This window comes from Streptomyces sp. NPDC059828 (genome assembly GCF_042731955.1).
Taxonomy (GTDB): Bacteria; Actinomycetota; Actinomycetes; order Streptomycetales; family Streptomycetaceae; genus Streptomyces.
In genome coordinates, this window is sequence record NZ_JBHWIW010000063.1 from 1 (window position 1) to 23,850 (window position 23,850).

The window sequence follows — 23,850 nt, forward strand, 5'->3', positions numbered from 1 at the left end:
GCGTCGCACGGCGCGCTCACCGGGCCGGGGCCGTGCCGGGATCCCGCCGCGGCGTCCCCGCTCCGTCCCCCGTCCTGCCACGTCTCCCGCGGGGGCGCGCACCCGGTTTTCCCGCGCACCGGAAATCCCGGCGGTTTACCCTGGAGATCCCCGGCACTCCCCTTGTCCGGGACCGCTGTCCCGGACCCCGGGACGGCCGTCCACGACAGGGGGGACTTCAGAGCGTCGGGTCATTCGTGTTGTCGGATCCCGGACGGAACCCCCTTCATGAGCTTGCACGGTCTGCTCGACGCCGTGGTACGTGACCCGGCGCTCGCCGAAGCGGTGAAGGCCGCCACGGACGGTCACCGTCGCCACGTCGACCTGGTCGGCCCCGCGGCCGTGCGGCCCTTCGCGGTGGCCGCACTGGCCCGGGAGGCGGGGCGGCCGGTGCTGGCGGTGACGGCGACCGGCCGGGAGGCCGAGGACCTGGCCGCGGCGCTGCGCACGCTGCTCGACCCGGACACCGTGGCCGAATACCCGTCCTGGGAGACCCTGCCGCACGAGCGGCTCTCGCCCCGCTCCGACACGGTCGGACGGCGCCTCGCGGTGCTGCGCCGCCTCGCCCACCCCTCGCCGGACGACCCGGCCGCCGGTCCGGTGAGCGTGGTCGTCGCACCTGTGCGGTCCGTGCTCCAGCCGCAGGTCAAGGGGCTCGGGGAGCTGGAGCCGGTGGCGCTGCGGTCCGGGCAGACCGCCGATCTGAACGGGATCGTGGAAGGGCTCGCCGCCGCCGCGTACTCCCGGGTGGAGCTGGTCGAGAAGCGCGGTGAGTTCGCGGTGCGCGGGGGCATCCTCGACGTGTTCCCGCCCACCGAGGAACACCCGCTGCGGATCGAGTTCTGGGGCGACGACGTCGAGGAGATCCGCTACTTCAAGGTGGCCGACCAGCGCTCCCTGGAGGTCGCCGAGCACGGCCTGTGGGCGCCGCCGTGCCGTGAGCTGCTGCTGACGGACGCGGTACGGGAGCGGGCCGCCGCGCTCGCCGAGGCCCACCCGGAGCTCGGCGAACTGCTCGGCAAGATCGCCGAGGGCATCGCGGTCGAGGGCATGGAGTCGCTGGCCCCGGCCCTGGTGGACGACATGGAGCTGCTGCTCGACGTGCTTCCGGCGGGCGCGATGGCCGTGGTGTGCGACCCGGAGCGGGTCCGTACGCGGGCGGCGGACCTGGTGGCGACCTCGCAGGAGTTCCTCCAGGCGTCCTGGGCGGCGACGGCGGGCGGCGGCGAGGCCCCGATCGATGTCGGCGCGGCCTCCCTGTGGGGCATCGCTGACGTCCGGGACCGGGCGCGTGAGCTGGGGATGATGTGGTGGTCGGTGTCGCCGTTCGCCGCCGACGAGGAGCTGGATCTCGACGACAGCGCCGACACGGTGAAGCTGGGGATGCACGCGCCCGAGACGTACCGGGGTGACACCGCACGCGCCCTCGCCGACACCAAGGGCTGGCTCGCGGACGGCTGGCGCACCGTGTTCGTCACGGAGGCGCACGGCCCGGCGAGCCGCACCGTCGAGGTGCTCGGCGGAGAGGGGATCGCGGCCCGGCTCGACACGGACCTGAAGGAGATCTCCCCCTCGGTCGTCCACGTGGCCTGTGGATCGATCGACTACGGCTTCATCGATCCCGGCCTCAAGCTGGCCGTGCTGACGGAGACCGACCTGTCCGGCCAGAAGGCCGCCGGCAAGGACGGCGCCAGGATGCCGACCCGCCGCCGCAAGCAGGTCGACCCGCTCACCCTCGAAGTGGGCGACTACATCGTGCACGAGCAGCACGGCGTGGGCCGCTACCTGGAGATGGTGCAGCGCACCGTCCAGGGCGCGACCCGCGAGTATCTGCTGGTCGAGTACGCCCCCGCGAAGCGCGGCCAGCCCGGCGACCGCCTCTACATCCCGACCGACCAGCTGGAGCAGGTCACCAAGTACGTGGGTGGTGAGGCGCCGACGCTGCACCGGCTCGGTGGCGCCGACTGGACCAAGACCAAGGCGCGCGCCAAGAAGGCGGTCAAGGAGATCGCCGCCGACCTCATCAAGCTCTACAGCGCCCGGATGGCCGCACCGGGGCACACCTTCGGCCCTGACACGCCGTGGCAGCGCGAGCTGGAGGACGCCTTCCCGTACACGGAGACGCCCGACCAGCTGTCCACCATCGCCGAGGTGAAGGAGGACATGGAGAAGTCGGTCCCCATGGACCGTCTGATCTGCGGCGACGTCGGTTACGGGAAGACCGAGATCGCTGTGCGGGCGGCCTTCAAGGCGGTCCAGGACGGCAAGCAGGTCGCCGTGCTCGTCCCGACGACCCTGCTGGTGCAGCAGCACTTCGGCACGTTCAGCGAGCGGTACTCGCAGTTCCCGGTGGTCACACGGGCGTTGTCCCGCTTCCAGTCGGACGGGGAGGCGAAGGCGACCCTGGAGGGGTTGAAGGACGGCGCGGTCGACATCGTCATCGGTACCCACCGGCTGTTCTCGTCCGAGACCAAGTTCAAGGACCTGGGCCTCGTCATCGTGGACGAGGAGCAGCGTTTCGGTGTCGAGCACAAAGAGCAGTTGAAGAAGCTGCGCGCCAACGTCGATGTACTGACGATGTCGGCGACGCCGATCCCGCGGACCCTGGAGATGGCGGTCACCGGCATCCGTGAGATGTCGACGATCACCACCCCGCCGGAGGAGCGGCACCCGGTGCTGACCTTCGTCGGCCCTTACGAGGAGAAGCAGATCGGCGCGGCGATCCGTCGTGAACTGCTGCGTGAGGGACAGGTCTTCTACATCCACAACAGGGTCGAGTCGATCGACCGGGCAGCGGCGAGGCTGCGCGACATCGTGCCGGAGGCGCGGATCGCCACCGCGCACGGGCAGATGAGCGAGGGCACCCTGGAGCAGGTCGTCGTCGACTTCTGGGAGAAGAAGTACGACGTCCTGGTGTCGACGACGATCGTCGAGTCTGGTATCGACATCTCCAACGCCAACACGCTGATCGTGGAGCGCGGCGACAACTTCGGGCTCTCTCAGCTTCACCAGCTGCGCGGCCGGGTGGGCCGTGGCCGTGAGCGTGGTTACGCGTACTTCCTCTACCCGCCGGAGAAGCCGCTCACCGAGACCGCGCACGAGCGGCTCGCGACCATCGCCCAGCACACCGAGATGGGCGCGGGCATGTACGTGGCGATGAAGGACCTGGAGATTCGCGGCGCGGGCAATCTGCTCGGCGGCGAGCAGTCCGGCCATATCGCGGGGGTCGGCTTCGACCTGTATGTGCGGATGGTGGGCGAGGCGGTCGCCGACTACCGCAAGTCGCTGGAGAGCGGCGGGATCGAGGAGGAGCCTCCTCTCGAGGTCAAGATCGAGCTGCCGGTGGACGCACACGTCCCGCACGACTACGCGCCGGGTGAGCGGCTGCGCCTCCAGGCGTACCGGGCGATCGCCTCCGCCAACTCCGAGGACGACATCAAGGCGGTACGTGAGGAGCTCACCGACCGCTACGGCAAGCTGCCGGAACCGGTGGAGAACCTGCTGCTGGTCGCGGGGCTGCGGATGCTGGCACGGGCCTGCGGGGTGGGCGAGATCGTGCTCCAGGGGTCCAACATCCGCTTCGCACCGGTGGAGTTGCGCGAGTCGCAGGAGCTGCGGCTGAAGCGGCTGTATCCGCGTACGGTCATCAAGCCGGCCGTCCAGCAGGTGCTGGTGCCGCGCCCGACGACGGGCAAGATCGGCGGGAAGCCGGTGGTGGGCCGGGAACTGCTGGCGTGGACGGGTGAGTTCCTGACGACGATCCTGGGGTCCTGAGCCCGGACGGGCTCAGGCGCCGGGGCCGCTCCGCTGGAACATGACCTGGGCCAGGGACCGGAAGACCGCTTCCGGGTCCCGGCCGGCCAGGGTTTCGTCCAGGTTGTGGGTGAGCAGCAGCGAGGCGAAGCCGTGGGCGACGGCCCAGGCAGCCATGACCCCGGCGCCTGATGCCTCCTCGTCGCCTCCGAGGGCCCCGACCGCCTCGCGGAGCTGCGTCCGGGTGCGCCGGCGGGCCGCGCGGAGTTCCGGCGCGTCCGTACGCAGCAGCTCGGGGCGGAACATCACCTGGAAGTGCGCCGGGTGACCGGTGGCGAAGCGCACGTACCGCACACCGAGGTCCTGTAGGTCCGTGGCCTCGGCGAACCGTGCGGCCAGGAGTTCGTAGCCTTGCTGGGCGTGCTGGGATCGGGCCTGCTGCCCCGCGAGACCACGCTCGGCGTCGGCAAGGTCTGAGCCGCGGGGCAGGTCCGGCCGGCCGGCCCTATGCTTCGTCGACATGAACAGATCACGCGTCGCCGGCCCGGCCCTGGCGCTCCTGCTGGCCGCCGTGATCCCGTACGTCTCGGGCTGCGACGCCCTGGAACAGGGCGGCCCGGAGGCAGGTGCGGCACCGGACACATCAGACGGGCGCGCGGTGAGCCCCCTGGCGAACCCCGACGGCACCGAACCGGGCCTCGCCGTCGTGACCGGGCCCGGGCAACTGGCCACGGCCCGGCGGCTCATCGACGAACTGACCACCAAGGGCCGCGGCCCCAGGACCGGTTACGACCGCGACGAGTTCGGCTACGCCTGGATGGACACGGCCGACGGTGTGCCGCTGGCCCGGAACGGCTGCGACACCAGAAACGATCTGATCCGCCGCGACGGCCGGGAACTGCGGTTCCGCACCGGCTCCGACTGCGTGGTCGTCTCCATGACCCTGCACGACCCCTATACCGGCAAGACCATCGAGTGGCGCAAACAAAAGGCCTCCGAGGTCCAGATAGACCACGTGGTGCCGCTGTCGTACTCCTGGCAGATGGGCTCGTCCCGCTGGCCGGACAGCAGGCGCGAGCAGTTCGCCAACGACGTGCTGAACCTGATCCCGGTCGAGGGCCGGGCCAACTCGGCGAAGGGCGATTCCGGCCCCGCTTCCTGGCTTCCCCCGGACAAGCGGATCCGGTGCGCCTACGCGGTCCGCTTCGCGCAGGTCGCCACCAAGTACGCCCTCCCGGTGACCGTGCCGGACAAGGCCGCGATGCTGCGCCAGTGCGGCGGCTGACGTGAAAATCGATGGGCCAACCGTCTCCTCGCGGTTAGCCTCCCGGCATGAACACGCCGCATGATCCCGAACTGGCCATCACCACGCTCGCCGAGCGGCCCGAACTCCGAGACCCCATGTGGCAGATGGCCGAGGACTGGCCTCAGTTCATCCTGCACGATCCCGTGGGATGGGCCTACATGGGCCGGATCATCGCCGAGCTGCCCGAATACGTGGTGGTCGCGACCGACGCCGAAGGGTCCGTCGTGGCACGGGGCTTCAGTGTGCCGTTCGTCCTGGACATGGACGGGCGGCGGGAGTTGCCGGGGACCGGCTGGGACCAGGTGCTGCTGTGGGCGTTCTCCGATCTCCGCCACGGGCGGAAGCCGGACACGGTGAGCGCGATCGAGATCACCGTGACCACCGGGATGCTGGGCCGCGGGATATCCGGGCGGATGGTCGCCGCGCTGCGGGACAACGCACGTGCCCGCGGGTTCCGGGAGCTGGTCGCGCCGGTGCGGCCGAATGCCAAGCACCTTGAGCCGGAGGTGCCGATGTCCGAGTACGCCTTCCGGACCCGGGAGCACGACGGGCTGCCGTGCGACCCCTGGCTGCGTGTCCATGCCCGCGCGGGCGGAGCCATCCATGCGGTCGCCCCGGCCTCGATGACGGTTTCGGGCTCGCTGGAGCAGTGGCGCACGTGGACCGGTCTGCCGTTCGACACGGACGGGCCGGTGCTGGTGCCGGGCGGGCTGGTGCCCGTGCGCTGCTCGCCCGAGCACGGGCATGCCGTCTACGTCGAGCCGAATGTGTGGGTGCGGCACCGGCTCTGATCACTGCCGGCCCACCGCGGATCATGGGTCGGCGCCCGGGGTGTGGCGCACGGGGCTGACGGGGTCCGGATCGGCATGTACCGTACGGCGGCGTCCCTAAAGTCGTACAAGCGTGTCCGTATCCGGACGGACACCGGGTCCCCCGAGAGGTAGCCGAACGTGAACCCCGAAGCCTCCGCCGTGCCTGCGGCCCAGCCGATGAAAGGTGAGGTGCCCGGCCTGTTGCCCCGGGTCCTGCTGGCGGCGGTGCCGGTGCTGAGCCTCGGGATGCTGGGTGCGATTCCCTCGTACGTCATCGCCTCGCGCCGAGGCACGCGCGCCGACTGGGTGGCTGCGATCGTGTTCACGGCCGCGACGGTCGGCTGGGTGTTCCAGGCCGCGCTCACTCCGGTGGAGACGCACGGCGGGCAGTTCGCCCTGGACCTGGTGCTGCTGGGAGTCGCGTCTTTCGGCGCCTCGCTCCACTGCCTGTTCGCCAGACCACAGGCCGGTGAGTCCCGGTGAGGATCCGACGTCACTGGCGGAATGCGTCGAATTCCGTCGATTCCGGCTCAAAGGCTCGCATCGGGCACTGGCTGGCTCTCGGGGCGGGTTCGCTGCGCGGCCGACGGGGCTGGGTGGTGGGCAGCGCCGCCGTCATCGTGCTCGGGCTGCTGGCGGTGTGGCTGTTCGTCCCCGGTGGGCAGTCGGGGCCGCCCGACGCGCGAGCACGGCAGTACAAGGATGTCGACGCCTGTCTGCTGACGGGGGAGAAGGGCGTCGCGGCCGGCACCCCGGCCGCACCGGTCTGGGAGGGGATGCAGAAGGCGTCCCTGGAGACCCGGGCCCGGGTGAACTACGTGCCGGTCATGGGGGCGCAGTCGGTGGAGAACGCTCGGCCGTTCTTCAACGGTCTGATGCAGCGGCAGTGCGATGTCGTCCTGGCCGTGGGGGCGCCTCAGGTCCAGGTCGCCGAGGCGGGTGCCAAGCAGTACCCCAAGGTCCGTTTCGTCGTCATTGACGGCACTTCGGCGGATAGCGGAGTTGATGGCGGTGAGGAAGGAAATCTCACGGTCGCCAAGTCCGGGGAAGGGCTCATGGATTCGGTGGCCGATGTGATCAGAGGGGCTGTTGAGGCGTCCGGTTCATGACGATCGGGCGGCAAATAGTTCCCGCCGAACGATAAAAATCGCATAACTTGACCGCCCCCGCGTGGAGCTGGCGTGCGGGTATCGGGCAATCTTGCGAAGCTTCTGTAGGCTTCGTGTAAGTAAAGGCTCGCCCATGCGCGTTCGCTGGGTCCGTAGCCCTCGCTTGTTCCCGCCGGGTCGCACCGGCAGGCGCAGGGCGAGGGCTACTGCTCTGTCTGTCCTTGTTTCGTTCTCCCTCATGCTCACGACGGAAACCGCGGTGGCCAGTGGTGCCACGCTGCCTCCGCTGAGCATGCCGGAGCTGTCTCTCTCCGGCCTGTGGGAGTGGGCCAACAAGTCTCCGCTGGACACACCCGGCCAGGACGGCGGCACCGCGCGGGGCAAGAGCCACAGCGCCTCCACCGAGGACACCAGCGCCGACGGCGGCGTCGGCCGCAAGCCCGGCAAGGGCAAGGGTGAGCTCGACGCCTACGACCGGCCCGAGGACTCCACCGCGGCGGCCACGACCGGCAAGGCCCGCGGCACAGCGAAGAGCTTCGACGTTCGCACCAGCAAGCGTGACGCCAAGAAGTCCACGGCCACCTCGGACTACTACGTCAACGCGGACGGCTCCACCACGATCCGGCACTTCTCCGGCCCCGCCAACTTCAAGGGCGACGACGGCACCTGGAAGCCGATCGACCCGGCGCTGGTCAAGGAGGAGGACGGCCGCTTCGAGGAGAAGTCCAACAAGCTCGGCGTCGACTTCGCGCCGCACGCGGCAGACCAGCAGCTGGCCTCGGTCGACTTCGGGGGCGACCGCAGTCTGGCGTACGGGCTGCAGGGTGCGCGCAAGGTCGCGGCGTCCAAGGACGCGAACGGCGCGCTCATCTACGCCGGGGTCCTGCCGGACACCGATGTGCAGCTCGTCCCGCTCGCCGACGGCTTCAAGGAGAACCTCGTCCTTCACTCGAAGGACGCGGCCAACTCCTGGGTCTTCCCGCTGGACCTCAAGGGCCTGACCCCGCGGATCGCGGAGGACGGCGACGTCGAGTTCACCGACACCGACGGCAAGGTGACCGCCACCATCCCCCATGCCTTCATGGAGGACTCCAAGATCGACCGGCGCTCCGCCGACCCCACCCGTTCCCAGGCGGTCACCTACGAGCTGACCACGGTGGACGACGAGCCCGCGCTGAAGATGACCGCGGACCGGGAGTGGCTGGACGACCCGGAGCGGGTCTACCCCGTCACCGTCGACCCGACGACCGTCACCGCCAGCAACTCGACGTACACGCAGAACACGATCTCCGGTGATCACTCCAGCGAGTCGATGACGAAGATCGGGTCGTACGACTCGGGCACCAACAAGGCGAACACCTTCCTCCAGTTCTCCTCGCTGGGCACCACGCTCGCCGGGAAGAAGGTCTCCGCGGCGACCCTGAACGTCTACGCCCTGTGGTCCTCCACCTGTGCCGCGCAGTCGTTCTCGGTGTATCCGGTGACCCAGTCCTGGACCCCGTCCGCCGTGACCAGCTACCCCGGTCCGTCCTACGGAGCCGCGATCGGAACCGCCACCCCCGCGCCCGGTGCCTCGTGCTCCAATTCCGACGGCGGTACCGACGTCGGCGTGAAGATGCCGGTGACCCTGAGCACCAGCTGGTTCACGCAGGTCGCGACCGGCGGCGCCAACTACGGCCTCGCGATCGCCGCGCCGACCAGTGACGCGCTGCACTGGAAGAAGTTCCACTCGGACAACTCGGCCACCGCCGCCTGGCGGCCCGCGCTGGAGCTGACCTACGCGGCCAACACCAAGCCGCAGGTCAACGCCCAGTACCCGCCGGAGAACCACCAGGCCAACACCCTCCAGCCGGAGCTGCTCGTCTACGCGAGCGACGCGGACAAGTGGCCGCAGTCCGCGCTCACCTACACATTCGAGGTCTATGACGCCGACACCGGGAGCACCACTCCGGTGGCCACGTCCGGCGCCATCTCGTCGGGTGCCTGGAAGGTGCCGTCGGGCAAGCTGACCTGGAGCAAGAACTACCTCTGGTACGTGGGCGTCAGCGACGGCTACGAGGAAGTGACGTACTCCAGCCGCTTCTCCACCGTCGTGCCGCAGCCGCCGGTCACCTCGGGTCTGGCCATGAACACCGACGGCCATGAGTTCGACCCCAGCGACGGCAACTACACGACCGAGGACACCGACGCGGACGTCGAGGTGGTCGGACCCTCCCTGGAGATCGACCGCTCGTACAACAGCCTCGACCCCCGTATCGACAGTGCCTTCGGAGCCGGCTGGTCGACCGCCGTCGACATGAAGGCCGCCGAGGTCAAGGACAGCGCGGGCACGGTCTCCAGTGTGGTGATCACCTACCCGGGAGGCGAGCAGGTCGCGTTCGGCCGCAACAGCAACGGAACGTTCCAGCCGCCGCTCGGCCGCTACGCCCGGCTCCAGACCGTCACCGGTGGCTACACGCTGACCGACAAGGACTACACCGAGTACGCGTTCAAGCAGGCCACCGCGAAGACCGGCACCTACGCGATATCGGCCATCAAGGACTTCGCCGGCCGCACCGAGACCTTCGCGTACGACACGAACAAGCGCCTGACGAAGATCACCAACGACACGTCCAAGCGCTCTCTGGCCTTCACCTGGTCGCAGCCGTCCGGAGCGTCCGCCTGGCACGTCGCCACGGTGGCCACCGACGCGGCCACGACGGGTGACTCCAGCACGGTCCAGACCTGGCAGTACGGCTACGCGGCCGACCAGCTCACCTCGGTCTGCCTGCCCGCCGACCCGACGAAGTGCACGACGTACACCTACGCCACCGGCAACCACTACCGCACCACGGTCCTGGACGCCGACCCGTTCGCCTACTGGCGGCTCGGCGAGACGTCCGGCACCGTCGCCAAGGACACGGTCGACGGCAACCAGGGCGCGTACAACGGCACGTACCGCAATGTGACCCTGGGCAGCTCGTCCGTCCTCGCGGGCTCCACGCAGAAGACGGTGACCTTCAACGGCACCACCTCCTACGTCGAGATGCCGAGCTCCCCCGGCGCCACGCCCTCGTACACGTCGATCTCGCTGTGGTTCAAGACCACCACGGCCGGCGGTGTGCTCTTCTACTACGGGGACAAGCCGCTGAGCGACTCCAACCCGGTCGCCAACACGACGAAGAACACCCCCGCGATCTACGTCGGCACCGACGGCAAGCTGCACGGCTGCCTCGCCACCGGCGCCTGCGGCACGGTCATCACCTCCGCGGCGACGGTCACCGACGGCGCCTGGCACCAGGCCGTGCTCACGGGCGCGGGCGACACCCAGACCCTCTACCTGGACGGTGTCTCGCAGGGCAGCAAGGCCGGCCAGATCATGGACTGGGACACCCCCTACATCGCGCTCGGCGCGGGTGTGAACAACCGTGGCTGGCCCTTCATGTCCGCCACCGACCAGCTGGGCCACTTCGCCGGCCAGATGGCCGAGGTCTCCCTCTACTCGGAGCCCCTCGACTCCTCGGTGATCACCGCGCAGTACCAGGCCGCCAAGCGGTCCGCGGGTCTGCTCAGCAAGATCACCACGCCCAACGGGAAGACCCAGGCGTCGGTCGTCTACGGCACCACCGACGACCTGGTCGAGCAGGCCACGGACGCCGACGGCGGTACCTGGAAGCTCAACCCGGCCACCGTGACCGGTTCCTCGCAGGTGTACCGGTCCGCGGTGATGGGCTCCACCCCGCGCGGCTACTGGCGCCTGGACGACACTCAGGGCGCGCCGCAGGCCGCCAACGAGCTGCACACCGGCTTCGGCACCTACAACTCCGTCACGCAGGGTGTCGCCGGTCCGTTCGGTGCGGGCGATGTGACCGCCACGCAGTTCGACGGGACCACCTCGTACGCCGAGGTGCCTTCCGGCACCTGGCGCCCCAGCGGCGACCGCGCGGTCGAGCTGTGGTTCAAGACGAGTACGCCCGGTGCCCTGATCGCCAACCAGACGGCAGGCGTCAACGAAGTGCCGGCCAACTGGAACCCCGTCCTGTACGTGGGCTCGGACGGCAAGCTGCGCGGCCATTTCTGGGCCGTCGGCTGCAGCAGTCAGACGAACGTGGCCTCCACCAAGACGGTCAACGACAACGTCTGGCACCACGCGGTCATGTCCGCCTCCGGTTCGGCGCAGACCATGTACCTGGACGGTGTGAAGCAGGGCACCTGCACCGGCGCGCCGCCTGCCGCAACCACCGACCGCACCTTCATCGGTGCCGGCTACGTCAAGAACTGGGTCAGCGCCCCGGCCGCCGAGACCAGCTTCTTCAAGGGTTCCATCGCCGAAGTGGCGGTCTACTCGGACCCGCTGACCGAGGACGAGATCGAGGCCCACTGGTCGGCGTACAAGGCGTCCTCCGGCGTTGCCCCGGTGCGCACGGTCACGCTCACCGACCCGACCGACAAGACGCTGAAGTACGTGTATGACGCGGAGATGGGCAACCGCCTGCTGGCCGCGTACGACACCAACGGCAAGCGGACGACCTACGGTTACGACACGGCGGGCTTCCTGCACACCGTGACCGATGCCAACGGCAACCGCAGCGTCACCGGTCACGACATCCGCGGCAACACGGTCTCCCAGACCGACTGCCAGGACACGGCAGCCAACAAGTGCGCCACCGAGTACTACACGTACTACCCGGACGCCACCACGGCCTTCCCGGCCATGGACCCCAGGAACGACCTGCTCCTGACCGAGCGGGACGCCCGTTCCACGGGCCCGACGGACAACACGTACCTGAGCAGCTACAGCTATGACACGGGCGGCAACCTGCTGTCCGTGACCACCCCGCCGGTGGCCGGTCACCCCGGCGGCCGGACCGCCTCCACCACCTACACCACCACCGCCACCGCGGCGGCGGAGGGCGGCACGGCCAAGACGCCGGCCGGTCTGGTGGACACGGTCACCACGCCGGGCGGCAAGACCACCCGGAACGTCTACTTCGCCAACGGTGACCTCGCCGAGGTCATCGACGCCAACGGTGCCAAGGTGAAGTACACGTACGACAACCTCGGCCGGAAGCTCACCGAGACCGAGGTGTCGGACTCCCAGCCCGGAGGTCTGGCCACCAGCTTCACCTACGACAAGAACGACCAGGTGGCCACCGAGACCGGCCCGGCGGTCACCAACCGCGTGACCGGGGCGGTGCACCAGGGCAAAACGACCACCGTCTTCGACCCGGACGGAAACGTCACGTCGCAGACCGTCGCCGACCTCAGCGGCGGTGACACCTCACGTGTCACGTCGCTGACGTACGACGCGTACAACCGCATGGCCACCAGGAAGGACCCGGGCGGCGACACCACGTCGTTCGAGTACGACGCCTACGGAAACAAGGTCAAGGAGACCGACCCCGCGGGGAACGTCAACACCTACACCTTCGACGCCGAGGGCCGTCCGCTCACCACCAACCTGCTGAACTACACCGGCGACCCGAACAACCCGTCGGCACCGACCACGCTGGTCCAGGAGTCCCGGGCCTACGACCCGGCCGGCCGGCTCGCGTCGATCACCGACGCGATGGGCTGGGTGACCGAGTACACGTACACCGACGACGGCCTGTCCGCCTCGGTCGTGCGCAGGGACCCGGCGAACGGCAAGCAGTTCACCGAGCAGGCGAACACGTACGACATGGCCGGAAACCTGATCAGTCAGGTGACCAACGACGGCCAGACCACGACCACCTTCTCGGTGGACGCGGCCGACCGTGTGACGTCGTCCGTGCTCGACCCGACCGGTGCCAACCGCGCCACGAAGGTCTCGTACGACCCGGACGACAACGTGGTGTCGGAGACGGAGAGCGACCCGGCGACCGGTGACGTCAGCACGACGGACACGACGTACGACAACCTCGGCAACGTCACGGGCAACACCCTCCACGACGGCACCACCGCTCCGGTGGGCCGCTGGAAGCTCTCGGAGACCAGTGGCCTCACGGCCGCCGACTCCTCCGGCGGCGCCCGCAAGGCCACGCTCGGCAGCGCGGTCACCCGCTCCACCGAGAAGGGCGGTTCGGCGGTCTTCAACGGGACGGCGAACGCCTACGGCGCGACGGACAGCTCCGTGGTCAACACCGCGGGCAGCTTCACCGTCTCCGCGTGGGTCAAGCTCGGCTCGACGGCTGCCAACAGCACCTTCGTCGCCCAGGACGGCGAGATCGGGAGCGGCTTCCAGCTCTACTACTCCACGGCGTACGGCTGGACCTTCAACCGGCACGCCACGGACACCATGAACCCGGTGATCACCCGGGCGAGTTCGGGCACCGCCGCGGTGAGCACCGGTACCTGGACGCACCTCATGGGTGTGTACGACAAGGACGCCGGACAGGTCAGGCTGTATGTCAACGGCGCCGCGTCCGGCACCCCGGCCGCGTTCACCACGCCGTGGGCGGCCACCGGGCCGCTCCAGATCGGCCGCAGGCTCGCCAACGGCGTCTACGCCGAGAACACGAACGGCTCGATCGCCGATGTCCAGGTCTACGGGGAGGCACTGTCCGGGTCCCAGGCGTCCGCCGTGTACGGCGGCACGCTCCCGGCGGCGGGCAGCTCGGTCCGCGGCGCCTCGTGGAAGCTGGACCAGCGGGGTCTGCCGCTGTCCATGACGGACACGAACGGCAATACGACCGACTACGGCTACGACGAGGCCGCCCAGCAGACGACCGTCACCGAACCGGCCGTGAACGCGGAGCAGAACGGCGGGACCCCGGTCTCCGTCCGCCCCGTCTCGATGACCGGCTACAACACCTTCGGTGAGACGACGGAGGTCTCCGACCCGCTCGGCAACGTCACGGTCACGGCATACGACGCAGAGGGCCAGGAGTCCTCGACGACGTTGCCGAACTACACCCCGGCGGGGTCCTCGACGCCGATCACGGCCAGGGCCTGGAACGAGTACAACAGGCTCGGCCAGGTCACGGCGGAGATCGACCCGCTGGGCAACCGCACCGCCTACACGTACACGCAGCTCGGCGATCTGGCCTCGGTCACGGAGCCGGGCGGCGGTCAGACGACGTACACGTACGACACCAACGGCGACCAGCTCTCGGCCACCCGGCCGAACGGTGCCCGTCAGGAGAGCACCTGGGACTACCTGGGCAACCAGCTCACCAGCACGGACATCGTGCGTCAGCCGACGCAGCGGGCGTACACGGCGATCAACGAGTACGGCGCTCCGGGCGGCGAGCTGTCCCGGACCGTGAGCCCGACGGGTGTCTCGGAGTCGTACAAGTACAACGCGATCGGCGAGACCACCGAGGTCACCGACAGCGCCGGTCAGAAGTCCACGTTCACCTACGACATGGACGGCCAGGTCCTCACCTCGACGGACCCGGACGGCACCAAGACCAAGAACACGTACGACGGCTTCGGCCAGCTGGTCTCCACCAGCGACCTGGACGCGAGTGGCGCGACGCTGCGCACCATGAGCTCCACGTACGACCGTGCGGGCAACCCGGTGTCGGTGACCGACTACCGCGGCCACACCAGCACGTTCGAGACGGACGCGACGGGTGTGGTCACCAAGGCGGTGCAGCCGGTCTCGGCCACCGAGTCGATCACCACGACCTTCGGCTACGACGCGGCGGGCAACCGGACGCGCTTCACCGACGGCCGCGGCAACGCGTTCCTGACGACCTACAACAGCTGGGGTCTGCCGGAATCGCTGATCGAACCGTCCACCCCGGCCCATCCCAACCCGGCGGACCGCACCTTCACCACGGTGTACGACGCCAATGGCCAGGTGAAGGAGCAGCGCTCCCCGGGCGGCGTGGTCATCACCAACGAGTACGACGTCAAGGGCCGTCTGACCCGTCAGTCGGGCACGGGTGCCGAGGTCGCCACGACCGACCACACCTACGACTACGACTCCGACGACCGGGTCACGGCCGTGGCCGGTGCGGGTGAGGACAAGAACACCTTCACCTACGACGACCGCGGCCAGCTGCTGTCCACGTCCGGCCCCTCGGGCTCCTCGTCCTTCGCCTGGAACGGCGACGGCGCGATCACCTCGAGGACGGACGCGTCCGGCACGTCGACCTACGGGTACGACACCGCCGGCCGGCTGAAGACGGTCGCCGACGGAGCCACCGGGTCCTCGCTGACCTACGGCTACGACGTCAGCAGCAAGGTCACGTCGATCGACTACGGCGCCGGCAAGTCCAAGCGGGCGTTCCAGTACGACGCCATGGAGCAGCTGACCGAGGACAAGCTCACCTCGCCGTCCGGCGCGGTGCTCGCCAAGGTCAACTACGCCTGGGACGCCAACGGCAACGAGACGTCGAAGACCACGACCGGTGTCGCGGGCGCGTCCACGAACACGTACGCGTACGACTGGGCGAACCGTCTGACGTCCTGGAACAACGGCACCACGACGGAGGTCTACGGCTACGACGCATCCGGCAACCGGACCCGCGTCGGCGGCGACACCTACACGTACGACGCCCGCAACCGGCTCACGTCGGACGGGCACAGCACGTACCTGTACACGGCGCGCGGCACGATGAGCCAGTCCACGGACGAGGGTGGGGCTTCCACCGCGGTGAAGGCCGACGCCTTCAACCGTGTGATCAACGAGGGCGACCGTACGTACACGTACGACGGTCTGGACCGCGTGCTGAACGCCAAGGACGACACCGGCTCGGAGCTGTACGCCTTCAAGTACAGCGGTGCCGGGAACGACGTGGCGTCGGACGGTGTCTCGACCTACAGCCGTGACGCGGACGGTTCGCTACTGGGCGTGAAGACCGCGAGCTCGGCGGTGCTGGCCCTGACGGACCTGCACATGGACGTGATCGGGCAGTTCACCGCCTCCGATGAGGCGCTGACCGGCTCGACCACCTACTCGCCGTTCGGCAAGGTCACCGCGTCGCAGGGGATGATCGGCCAGCTGGGCTACCAGTCCGGCTGGACCGACCCGGAGACGGCCAAGGTGAACATGGCCGCGCGTTGGTATTCACCGCAGACCGGCCAGTTCAACAGCCGTGACACGGTGAGCAACAGCCCGCTGCCGGAGTCGGTGAACGCGAACCAGTACGCGTACGCCAACCAGAACCCGATGACGGGTGTGGACCCGACCGGTCACTGGTTCGACTTCATCAAGAAGGCCGTCAAGAAGGTCACCAAGAAGGTCAAGTCGGTCGCCAAGTCGGCCTGGAAGAAGACCAAGACCGCGGTCAAGCGTGCGGCGAAGGTCGTCCGCAAGGCCGCCCGGCACGTCAAGCGCGTGGTCAAGAAGGTGGCCCGGAAGGTCCACCGGGCGGTCCGTAAGACCGTGCGATACGTGCGGGACAGCGTCCGCAAGGTCAAGAGATACGTCAAACGCACCTACAAGCGGGTCAAGCGCTACGTCCACAAGGTCGTCAAGCACGTCAAGAAGACCGTGCGGAAGGTCGCCAAGGCCGTCAAACACGTGGCCAAGAAGGTGGTCAAGGCAGCCAAGAAGGTCGGCAGAGCCGTCAAGAAGGCGGCCAAGGCCACAGCCAACTTCGTGAAGCAGCACGCCTCGACCATCGTCTCGGTGGCGGTAGGTGTCGCGGTCTTCGCCGGATGCACCGCAGCCACAGCGGGTGCGGGCGCCATCGGCTGCGCGGCCCTCGCGGGCGCGGCGGCCAACGGCGTCGGCTACCTGATGAGCGACGGCCCCAAGTCGGTCGGCGGCTTCCTCGGCTCGGTCGCCATCGGCGCCGTGACCGGTGTTCTCGGCGGAGCCGCTGGCGGCCTTGCTGCCGGTGCAGCGGGACGCCTGCTCAACGGCATCGCGAGCAACGCCCTGCGGGGCGGCATCCAAGGCGCGGTCGGCGGAGCCGCTGAAGGCGCGGTGGGCTATGGCGTGACCTGTGCCAACAGCGAGGAGGGCTGCAGCGTCAGTGGTGCGGCCAAGGCCAGCGCTGTCGGTGCTGCTACCGGCGGTGTGTTCGGTGCTGCGGCAGGCAAGTTGAGCAAGAGCTGCCACAGCTTCACAGGAGTGACTTCCGTGGTCATGGCGAGCGGCGCCACCAAGGCGATCAGTCAGGTGAAGCCGGGCGACTACGTCCTCACGGCCGAACCCGGCAAGAAGGAGAAGGAGGCGCACAAGGTCACGAAGGTTCACGTCACCACCCATGACCGTGACTACGTGACCGTTACCGTCGCCACGAAGGACGGTCCCAAGAAGATCGAAACCACCGCATTGCACCAGATCTACAACTCCACGACGCAGTCGTGGACGCGAGCGATGGACCTCGAGACGGGTGACCGTCTGCAGACCGCAGACGGAAGCTCTGCCGAGGTTGTCGGGACGCGTGCATTTGCGGACGACGCGATCACGTACGACCTGACGGTCGACGGCCTTCACACCTACTTCGTGTCGGCCGGTGACGCGGCGATGCTGGTGCACAATTGCAACCCTCAGCTCCGCGACCGGTCGATCGAGATCAACAAGGCGCTCGACGACGGAACCCGGGCGGGTAAGCGCGCGGTGAAGAACGGCACCGTGGCGGTCGTCCGGGCCAACCGGGGAACAGCAGAGAACCCGGACTACGTTGATGTCGTGGCCGCTCAGGGAGATGGCCTGACGCCGGCCCAGCAGGCGGTGCTTCGAAAAGACGGGGATATTCCAGAGATAGCCGCCGACAACATCGACGCCCATGCCGAGGTGACCGCGATGGCACACATCAAGAGCAACGGCTGGACCAAGGTCGATGGTGGTGTGAGCAGGAACGTTTGCCCGTTCTGTGAGAACGCCATTCGAAGCGAAGGCGGTAGACTCACAGGCCCGACCACCCATCGGCAGAGGGTTGTGTTCCTGCTGGAGGGCGCCATACGTCAGCGATATCCGTTCGGTCATCGCTTGTTCACGTTCAGGAAAGGTGGCTGCGGCTGTGATAACTGACGCCCTTGCTTCGCTGAGCGAAGCGGAATCCGATCTCACGGCGCGACTCGCGGTCTCCCGATACGCCAGGCTTGTGCTCCTTCCTGGCCCCGACTGGTGGACTGCCGCGTTGCCGCAGGGGTTCCGCGACGCTGTATCGGCTGGCCTCGGATGGGATGCGACCCCTCCAAGCCCCAGAGATCTCGTCCGGCTGGACAGCCTCGTCGAGGAGGCCCTTGATCTCCTCGACGAGGAGCCCACAGGCGAGTTGTACTACCCGTACCAGGCTGCCTCACTGTTGAGTCACGCCTGTTGGGGGCTCGGTGAGGGGCGCGGACACGAGCGCTTCATCAGCCGTCTGTGCGAGGACGCGCATCGGTACGCCGACCATGTGGACCGCCAGCTCAGGAAGAGCCGGATTCCCACCTGGACGGACGGTTGGTTCGTGGAACGTGAGAAGGATCTATGGCGGCGGCATACTCGGCTGTCGGGAACTGAGGACGCTGCGTACGAGGAACTGGCCGCTTTCTCCCACCAAGTTGCCTCTGAGTACATCGACGCATTGTCCTGTGCTCTGTCGGAGGCGGCAACGGCTGACTTTGTTCTGATCCTTGATGAAGGGTCCAAAGGCGGTTTTGAGCAGCTCATCGAGCAGTGGGAGGCGGCTGGCCGAAAGGCAGGATTCGACAGGTCCATCTATCCGGGGCGCATGGACGATGCGAACCGGACGTACTTCGACCACCCCGCCTTCCTGTATATCTGGGGTGGCGATGAGGTCGAGGTCGCGGATCTCCTGAGAAGCGCGGGCGTCGACCGTGTGCTCGTCGACGTCCGCAGTCAGGACGGCTCGATTATTGAAGGGCCTGCCTTCATCGCCGATCCCGTGAAATCGGTGACGTCCTGGTAAGGCTCTGAACGGTCGTCGTTCGTCGGAACGCAGGAGAAACCCCCGCCACGCGGCGGGGGTTTCTCCTGTTCGTCAGGTCAATCGTGGAGGCGCCGCGGGAGGGGCTGGGTGCTGCTGGTCGCGCGTGACCCCGTGTCAGGCCGCCGACGCCCGCAGGAAGGCCGTCTCGCCGATCTGTCCCATGAGCCGCAGCCGGGAGCCGTTCGCGAGGCGCTTGGCCAGGGCCTCGCTCACGCCCGGGCGGGTGGTGTCGCCGTGGCCGCCGAGGACGATGACCGCGCCCTCGGCCGCGGACTCCTCGGCCCACTCCAGGTCCGCGAGGACGGCCTGCACGGAGGGGGCACCGGCGATGACGACCACGCCGTGGCTCCGCTCGGAGACGGCGCCGCGCACCTCGGCGTCGGCGGAGGTGCCGCGCAGGATGCGGGCCTCCGTGCCCGGACGGCTGCCGCACAGGACGAGGTTGGCGCGGACGACGTCCTCGCGGACCAGGGGTTCGCTGCCGGCCAGCGGGTCGACGATGGTCAGCCGCGGCTCGATGCCCGCGCGGTGCAGCATCCGCAGCAGTGCCGCGGCGAGCAGGCCGTGCCCGGTGCCGATCTCCAGCACCTCGCCGTTCGGCGGGGTGAGCAGCGGTACGGCCGCCAGCTTGCCGCACACATCGGAGGCCGATCCTGGCATGCGCCCGACACCGAGCGCCTCCAGGGCGACCACCGTCCGGTAGGCCACCGTCAGATCGCGGCGCGCGTGCTCGGCGGACGCGCCGGTCACGGTGACGACCTCGCGTACGAGCGTGTCCAACTGCGTCGCGGTGGGCATCCGGTGGGCGTCGCGTCCCGCGTGGTCGAGCAGCAGCCCGAGTCCGTAGCTCTGCCGCCGCAGATCGGCCACCTCGTGGTGCAGGGCGTCGAGGTCGGCCTGGAGGGCGTTCGTGGCGCGCTCCAGGCGCTGCTCGACCAGCGTGAACGCCGGGCGCAGCACCCGCTTGGCCAGCCGGTTGCTCAGGAGGGAGGGCATGGGCGGGAGCGTACGCTTCGCTGCGTGTTCAAGGGACTACCGACGGGTGCTGTACGGGTGAAGTCTTGGTGTCCTGGCGCGGAAGTGCAGGTGTTCGTGTATAGGCCGCCACAGGGCCCGCTCCTGCCGAATGGGTGGTTCATCCGATGGTCGTCTGCGGGCCACGTACCGAATTCGAGCCGGACACACGCGTCGGCTGTTGTTCTCGTGTGCTGATCTCGATTGTTGTCCCGTGCTTCAACGAAGAGGAGATCATCAACCGCTTCCATGAGCATGTGACCAAGGAACTCGCGCTGCTCGACCAGGAATGCGAACTGGTCTACGTGGACGACGGGAGTCAGGACCGCACACTCCCTCTCCTCGAGGAGATCGCCGCGTCCGACTCCCGGACGCGCTACGTCTCCTTCAGCCGGAACTTCGGCAAGGAGGCGGCGATGCTGGCCGGACTCCAGCATTCCGGCGGCGACGCGGTGGTCATCATGGACGCCGATCTCCAGCACCCGCCCGAGCTGGTGCGCCGCATGCTGCGCCTGCACGAGGAGGGGTTCGACCAGGTCGTCGCGCGCCGCACCCGGAAGGGTGACCGTGTCACCCGCACGGTCACGGCCCGCGGCTACTACTGGCTGATCAACCGTCTGGTGGACGTGGAACTGATCGACGGCGTCGGCGACTTCCGGCTGCTGTCCCGCCGCACGGTGGACGCGATCCTCGGACTGAGCGAGTACAACCGATTCTCCAAAGGTCTCTTCGCCTGGGTGGGATTCCGCACCACGACCTTCGAGTACGAGAACGCGGTGCGCGAGCAGGGACGCTCCAAATGGAGCTTCGGAAAGCTGCTCAATTACGGACTCGACGGGCTGCTCTCCTTCAACAACAAGCCACTGCGCGCCGCCGTCTATCTCGGTCTGCTGCTGCTCTCGGTCGCGATGGCCTACGCGGCCTGGATCGTGGGGGCGGCACTGGTCAATGGGGTGGACACGCCCGGTTATGTCACGCTGCTGGTGACGGTGGTCGCCCTCGCCGGTGTACAGATGGTGATGCTCGGCGTCGTCGGCGAGTACGTCGGCCGCATCTACTACGAGGTGAAGCGCCGCCCCCACTATCTGGTGGCGGCGACCAACGCCGGTCCGCCCGCGCGGCGCCGGCGGGAGCAGCAGCCGGAGCAGGGAGAGCTCGTACGCCGATGACGGTCCAGCGGCAGTGGCAGTGGCAGATGGTGCGCTTCGCCCTGGTCGGGGCCGTCAATACGGGTACGTACTACGGCTGCTACCTGCTCCTGCTGACCTGGCTGCCCTATATCGCCGCGCATGCCGTCGCCTTTGCGCTCAGCATGACCGGCTCGTTCTTCCTGAACGCGTACTTCACCTACCGGACCCGGCCGACCTGGCGGAAGTTCCTGCTCTTCCCGCTCACCAACGCGGCGAACTTCGTGATCACGACGGCCGGGGTCTATCTGCTGGTCGGCATCGGCGGCTACAGCGACCGCTGGTCGCCGCTGGCGGCGGCCGCCGCGGCCATCCCGATCACGTTCGCCCTGTCCCGCGCGATCATGCTCCGCCCCGATCGGAAGCCGGAGCCGGACCCCCGATCGGCGCCGGACTCCCGATCGCAGCCGAATCCCCGCCCCGGGCCGGTGCCGGAGCCGGCACCCGCCGGCCCGCGTCCGAGCCCCCCGTCGGGCGGATCGTCGGGCGGCCGCCGGTGAACGCCCGCCGGCTGTAGCGCACGGGCGGCGCGGTGTCCGCCGGATACATCGCCGTCCACGAGTCCGGCCCCCTGGGGAGCACCGACCGGCAGCGTCACGAGCGCGCCGGAGTGCACCACGACCACTCGTGGCGTCTGCGGGCGTCGGAGTGTTCGCGCTGTGGGCGTTCTGCCGGCGCGACGCACCCTGGTGTGCTCCCGAATCGTTGACCGATTGAACCGAACGGGCAGCGCCGAAGTGGTGGCCCCAGCCACGCCGACTGCCTACCATCGATCACCGCAAGGTCTTTGTGCACCGCGTCACAATCACCACCGCACGCCGGGAGGCCCCTTTGCACCGCCGTCGTCGCACCGCGCTCGCCCTCTCCGCCGCGCTCGTCGCAGCGGGTCCCCTGCTCGCCGCCTGCGGAGGTGAGGCGCATCCGGGGGCCGCGGCCGTCGTCGGGGGAGAGCGGATCGAGGTGGCCACGCTCCAGTCGCAGGTGGAAGAGGCACGGGCGGCCCAGGAGAAGGCTCCCGACTCCGCGCAGCTGGTCGGCAACACCGGGCAGCTGAGCCGGGCGAAGCTGCACGGGCTGATCTTCGGCCGGGTGCTGGACAGGGCCGCGGCCGACGCCGGTGTCACGGTCTCCCGCAAGGAGATCCAGGACGCCCTGGCCGCCGCCGAGCAGCAGTCCGGCGGCGCGAAGCAGCTCGCCGGCATGCTGCTCCAGCAGCGTGGGCTGGCGCCGGACCAGATCGACCAGGCCGTTCGGGAGGACGTGCTGCTCACCAAGCTGTCCGCGGCCATGGGCGCCGACCTCGGCACCCCGCAGGGCCAGCAGAAGGTCGGGGCCGCGCTCACCGAGGCGTCGAAGAAGCTCGATATCGACGTGAACCCGCGCTACGGCGCCTGGGACGACGCGAAGATCCAGCTCGGGGACTACAAGGCCCCGTGGATCACCCAGGTCACCAAGGAACAGGAGAACGCCCAGGCCGGAGCCTGAACCCTGGCGCCGCCGCGGCCGGTGCGAGGGACGTAAGGTCGGGGACGTGAACGCTGAAGCCCCCGTCGAGCCCGGCCGTATCGTCCTGCTCACCGCAAGCCACCGTGTCGCGCCGGGACTGCTGTCCTGGCCCGCGTGGCAGACGCTGCGCACGGCGGACCGTGTGCTGTGCGCGGACGGCGACCACCCGCAGCTTCCGTACCTGAGGGAGGCGGGTGTCGCCGTCGAGGCCGCGGCCCCGACGGCCCAGGAACTGGTGGACGCCTGCGCCGGGGGAAGGGCCATCGTGGTCCTGGCCACCGGTGAGGGCGACCAGGCCCTCACCGACGGCCTGGCCCGGATGGCGGGTTCGGGCCGCGTCCAGATGCCCGACCTGGAACTGCTCCCCGGCTCGTACGACCTCCCGGGCGCCCGGCTGCTCGACCTCGTCCAGGTCATGGACCGGATCCGGCGGGAGTGCCCCTGGTCGTCGCAGCAGACCCACGAGGGCCTCACCAAGTACGGCATCGAGGAGGCGTACGAACTCGTCGAGGCCATCGAGGACGGCGACCGCGACGAGCTGCGCGAGGAACTCGGCGATGTGCTGCTCCAGGTCGTCTTCCACGCGCGCATCGCGCAGGAGGACGAGACGGAGCCGTTCTCGATCGACGACGTGGCCGGCACGATCGTGGACAAGCTGATCGGCCGCCACCCTCATATCTTCGGAGACGAGCACGCCGAGACCCCGGAGGAGGTCAAGGCGCACTGGCTGCGCACCAAGGCGGTGGAGAAGCAGCGTGACTCGGTGACGGACGGCATTCCGCTGGGCCAGCCTGGCCTGGCGCTGGCCGCGAAGCTGGCCTCGCGGGTCCGTACGGCCGGTCTGGACGTGCCGCCGCCCGTCGGCGACGGCGGAATCGGCTACGACCTGCTGACGATGGCCGTACGTGCCGAGGCGGAGGGCCACGATCCGGAGTCGGCCCTGCGCGCGGCGGCCCGCGCCTACCGCGACGCGATCCGGGCGACGGAGAACGGGGCCTGACGCCTGGGCTGATCAGCCCCGGACCCCTCGCCGCCGTTCGACGGCGGTCAGGTCCACCTCGATCGGGTACGGGACGTCGACCTTGAGCCGGTTGGGGGTGGATGCCGGTGACGGCGTAGGCGTTCGTGGCGGGGTCGAGTTCGTTCGACGTGGACAACCGGCAGGTCTTCGCACTGACCCGGGTCCTGACGTTCGGCGACCGCGACCGCGAAATCCCCGTCGCCCGCTGCTGACGTCGGCTCACGTCACCGCTTCCGGTCGTACGACCGCGACCGGCGACGGCAGGCACTCCGCATGGCCGGGCTTGCCGGAGCCTCCGGTCC

13 protein-coding genes are annotated in these 23,850 nt (G+C 69.0%); 11 read left to right on the forward strand and 2 right to left on the reverse strand.

The genetic code is table 11. The features are described from left to right. Nucleotides 1-267 precede the first annotated feature (267 nt). Nucleotides 268-3,813: a transcription-repair coupling factor gene (gene mfd, locus ACFV6V_RS28315; RefSeq protein ID WP_385570468.1), complete on the forward strand. Its 3,546-nt coding sequence runs from the start codon at nt 268-270 to the stop codon at nt 3,811-3,813. A 12-nt stretch (nt 3,814-3,825) separates the two neighbouring features. Here the strand turns inward: mfd and ACFV6V_RS28320 are convergent, their stop codons facing one another. After that, a complete protein-coding gene (locus tag ACFV6V_RS28320) occupies nt 3,826-4,314 on the reverse strand; it encodes a TetR-like C-terminal domain-containing protein (protein WP_385570470.1) in 489 nt (162 codons plus the stop codon). Here ACFV6V_RS28320 and ACFV6V_RS28325 point away from each other — a divergent pair. The 6 genes from ACFV6V_RS28325 (at nt 4,313) to ACFV6V_RS28350 (ending at nt 18,799) form a co-directional block, all read left to right on the forward strand. Continuing rightward, nucleotides 4,313-5,077 (forward strand): HNH endonuclease family protein, encoded by a 765-nt coding sequence (locus ACFV6V_RS28325; RefSeq protein ID WP_385570473.1) that lies wholly within the window; start codon nt 4,313-4,315, stop codon nt 5,075-5,077. The two genes, ACFV6V_RS28320 and ACFV6V_RS28325, sit on opposite strands and share 2 nt — an antisense overlap. 47 nt (nt 5,078-5,124) lie before the next feature. After that, a complete protein-coding gene (locus tag ACFV6V_RS28330) occupies nt 5,125-5,889 on the forward strand; it encodes an N-acetyltransferase (protein WP_385570476.1) in 765 nt (254 codons plus the stop codon). Nucleotides 5,890-6,048: 159 nt separating this feature from the next. Then, nucleotides 6,049-6,393 carry a hypothetical protein gene (locus tag ACFV6V_RS28335; RefSeq protein WP_385570478.1) on the forward strand — a complete coding sequence of 115 codons (345 nt, stop codon included), beginning with the start codon at nt 6,049-6,051 and terminating at the stop codon, nt 6,391-6,393. Next, complete coding sequence (locus ACFV6V_RS28340) at nt 6,390-7,019, forward strand: BMP family ABC transporter substrate-binding protein (RefSeq protein WP_385570481.1); 630 nt, start codon at nt 6,390-6,392, stop codon at nt 7,017-7,019. Before ACFV6V_RS28335 ends, ACFV6V_RS28340 begins: the two co-directional genes overlap by 4 nt. Nucleotides 7,020-7,257: 238 nt before the next feature. Continuing rightward, complete coding sequence (locus ACFV6V_RS28345; protein WP_385570484.1) at nt 7,258-17,913, forward strand: LamG-like jellyroll fold domain-containing protein; 10,656 nt, start codon at nt 7,258-7,260, stop codon at nt 17,911-17,913. Then, nucleotides 17,903-18,799, forward strand: a complete 897-nt coding sequence (locus ACFV6V_RS28350) for a hypothetical protein (RefSeq protein WP_385570486.1) — start codon at nt 17,903-17,905, stop codon at nt 18,797-18,799. Before ACFV6V_RS28345 ends, ACFV6V_RS28350 begins: the two co-directional genes overlap by 11 nt. 135 nt (nt 18,800-18,934) lie before the next feature. Here the strand turns inward: ACFV6V_RS28350 and ACFV6V_RS28355 are convergent, their stop codons facing one another. Beyond that, the gene (locus ACFV6V_RS28355) at nt 18,935-19,816 is read right to left on the reverse strand and encodes a class I SAM-dependent methyltransferase (RefSeq protein WP_385570488.1); all 882 of its coding nucleotides are present in this window, start codon (nt 19,814-19,816) and stop codon (nt 18,935-18,937) included. 209 nt (nt 19,817-20,025) lie between these two features. On the opposite strand from ACFV6V_RS28355, the gene ACFV6V_RS28360 reads away from it, so the two are divergent. From ACFV6V_RS28360 to ACFV6V_RS28375, 4 genes are all read left to right on the forward strand, one after another. Continuing rightward, nucleotides 20,026-21,003: a glycosyltransferase family 2 protein gene (locus tag ACFV6V_RS28360; RefSeq protein WP_385570490.1), complete on the forward strand. Its 978-nt coding sequence runs from the start codon at nt 20,026-20,028 to the stop codon at nt 21,001-21,003. Then, nucleotides 21,000-21,521, forward strand: a complete 522-nt coding sequence (locus ACFV6V_RS28365) for a GtrA family protein (protein WP_385570493.1) — start codon at nt 21,000-21,002, stop codon at nt 21,519-21,521. The genes ACFV6V_RS28360 and ACFV6V_RS28365 overlap by 4 nt, the downstream gene beginning before the upstream one ends. Before the next feature lie 331 nt (nt 21,522-21,852). Next, a complete protein-coding gene (locus ACFV6V_RS28370) occupies nt 21,853-22,506 on the forward strand; it encodes a SurA N-terminal domain-containing protein (protein WP_385570495.1) in 654 nt (217 codons plus the stop codon). Nucleotides 22,507-22,552: 46 nt separating this feature from the next. Next, nucleotides 22,553-23,527 carry a nucleoside triphosphate pyrophosphohydrolase gene (locus ACFV6V_RS28375; RefSeq protein ID WP_385570498.1) on the forward strand — a complete coding sequence of 325 codons (975 nt, stop codon included), beginning with the start codon at nt 22,553-22,555 and terminating at the stop codon, nt 23,525-23,527. Nucleotides 23,528-23,850 lie beyond the last annotated feature (323 nt).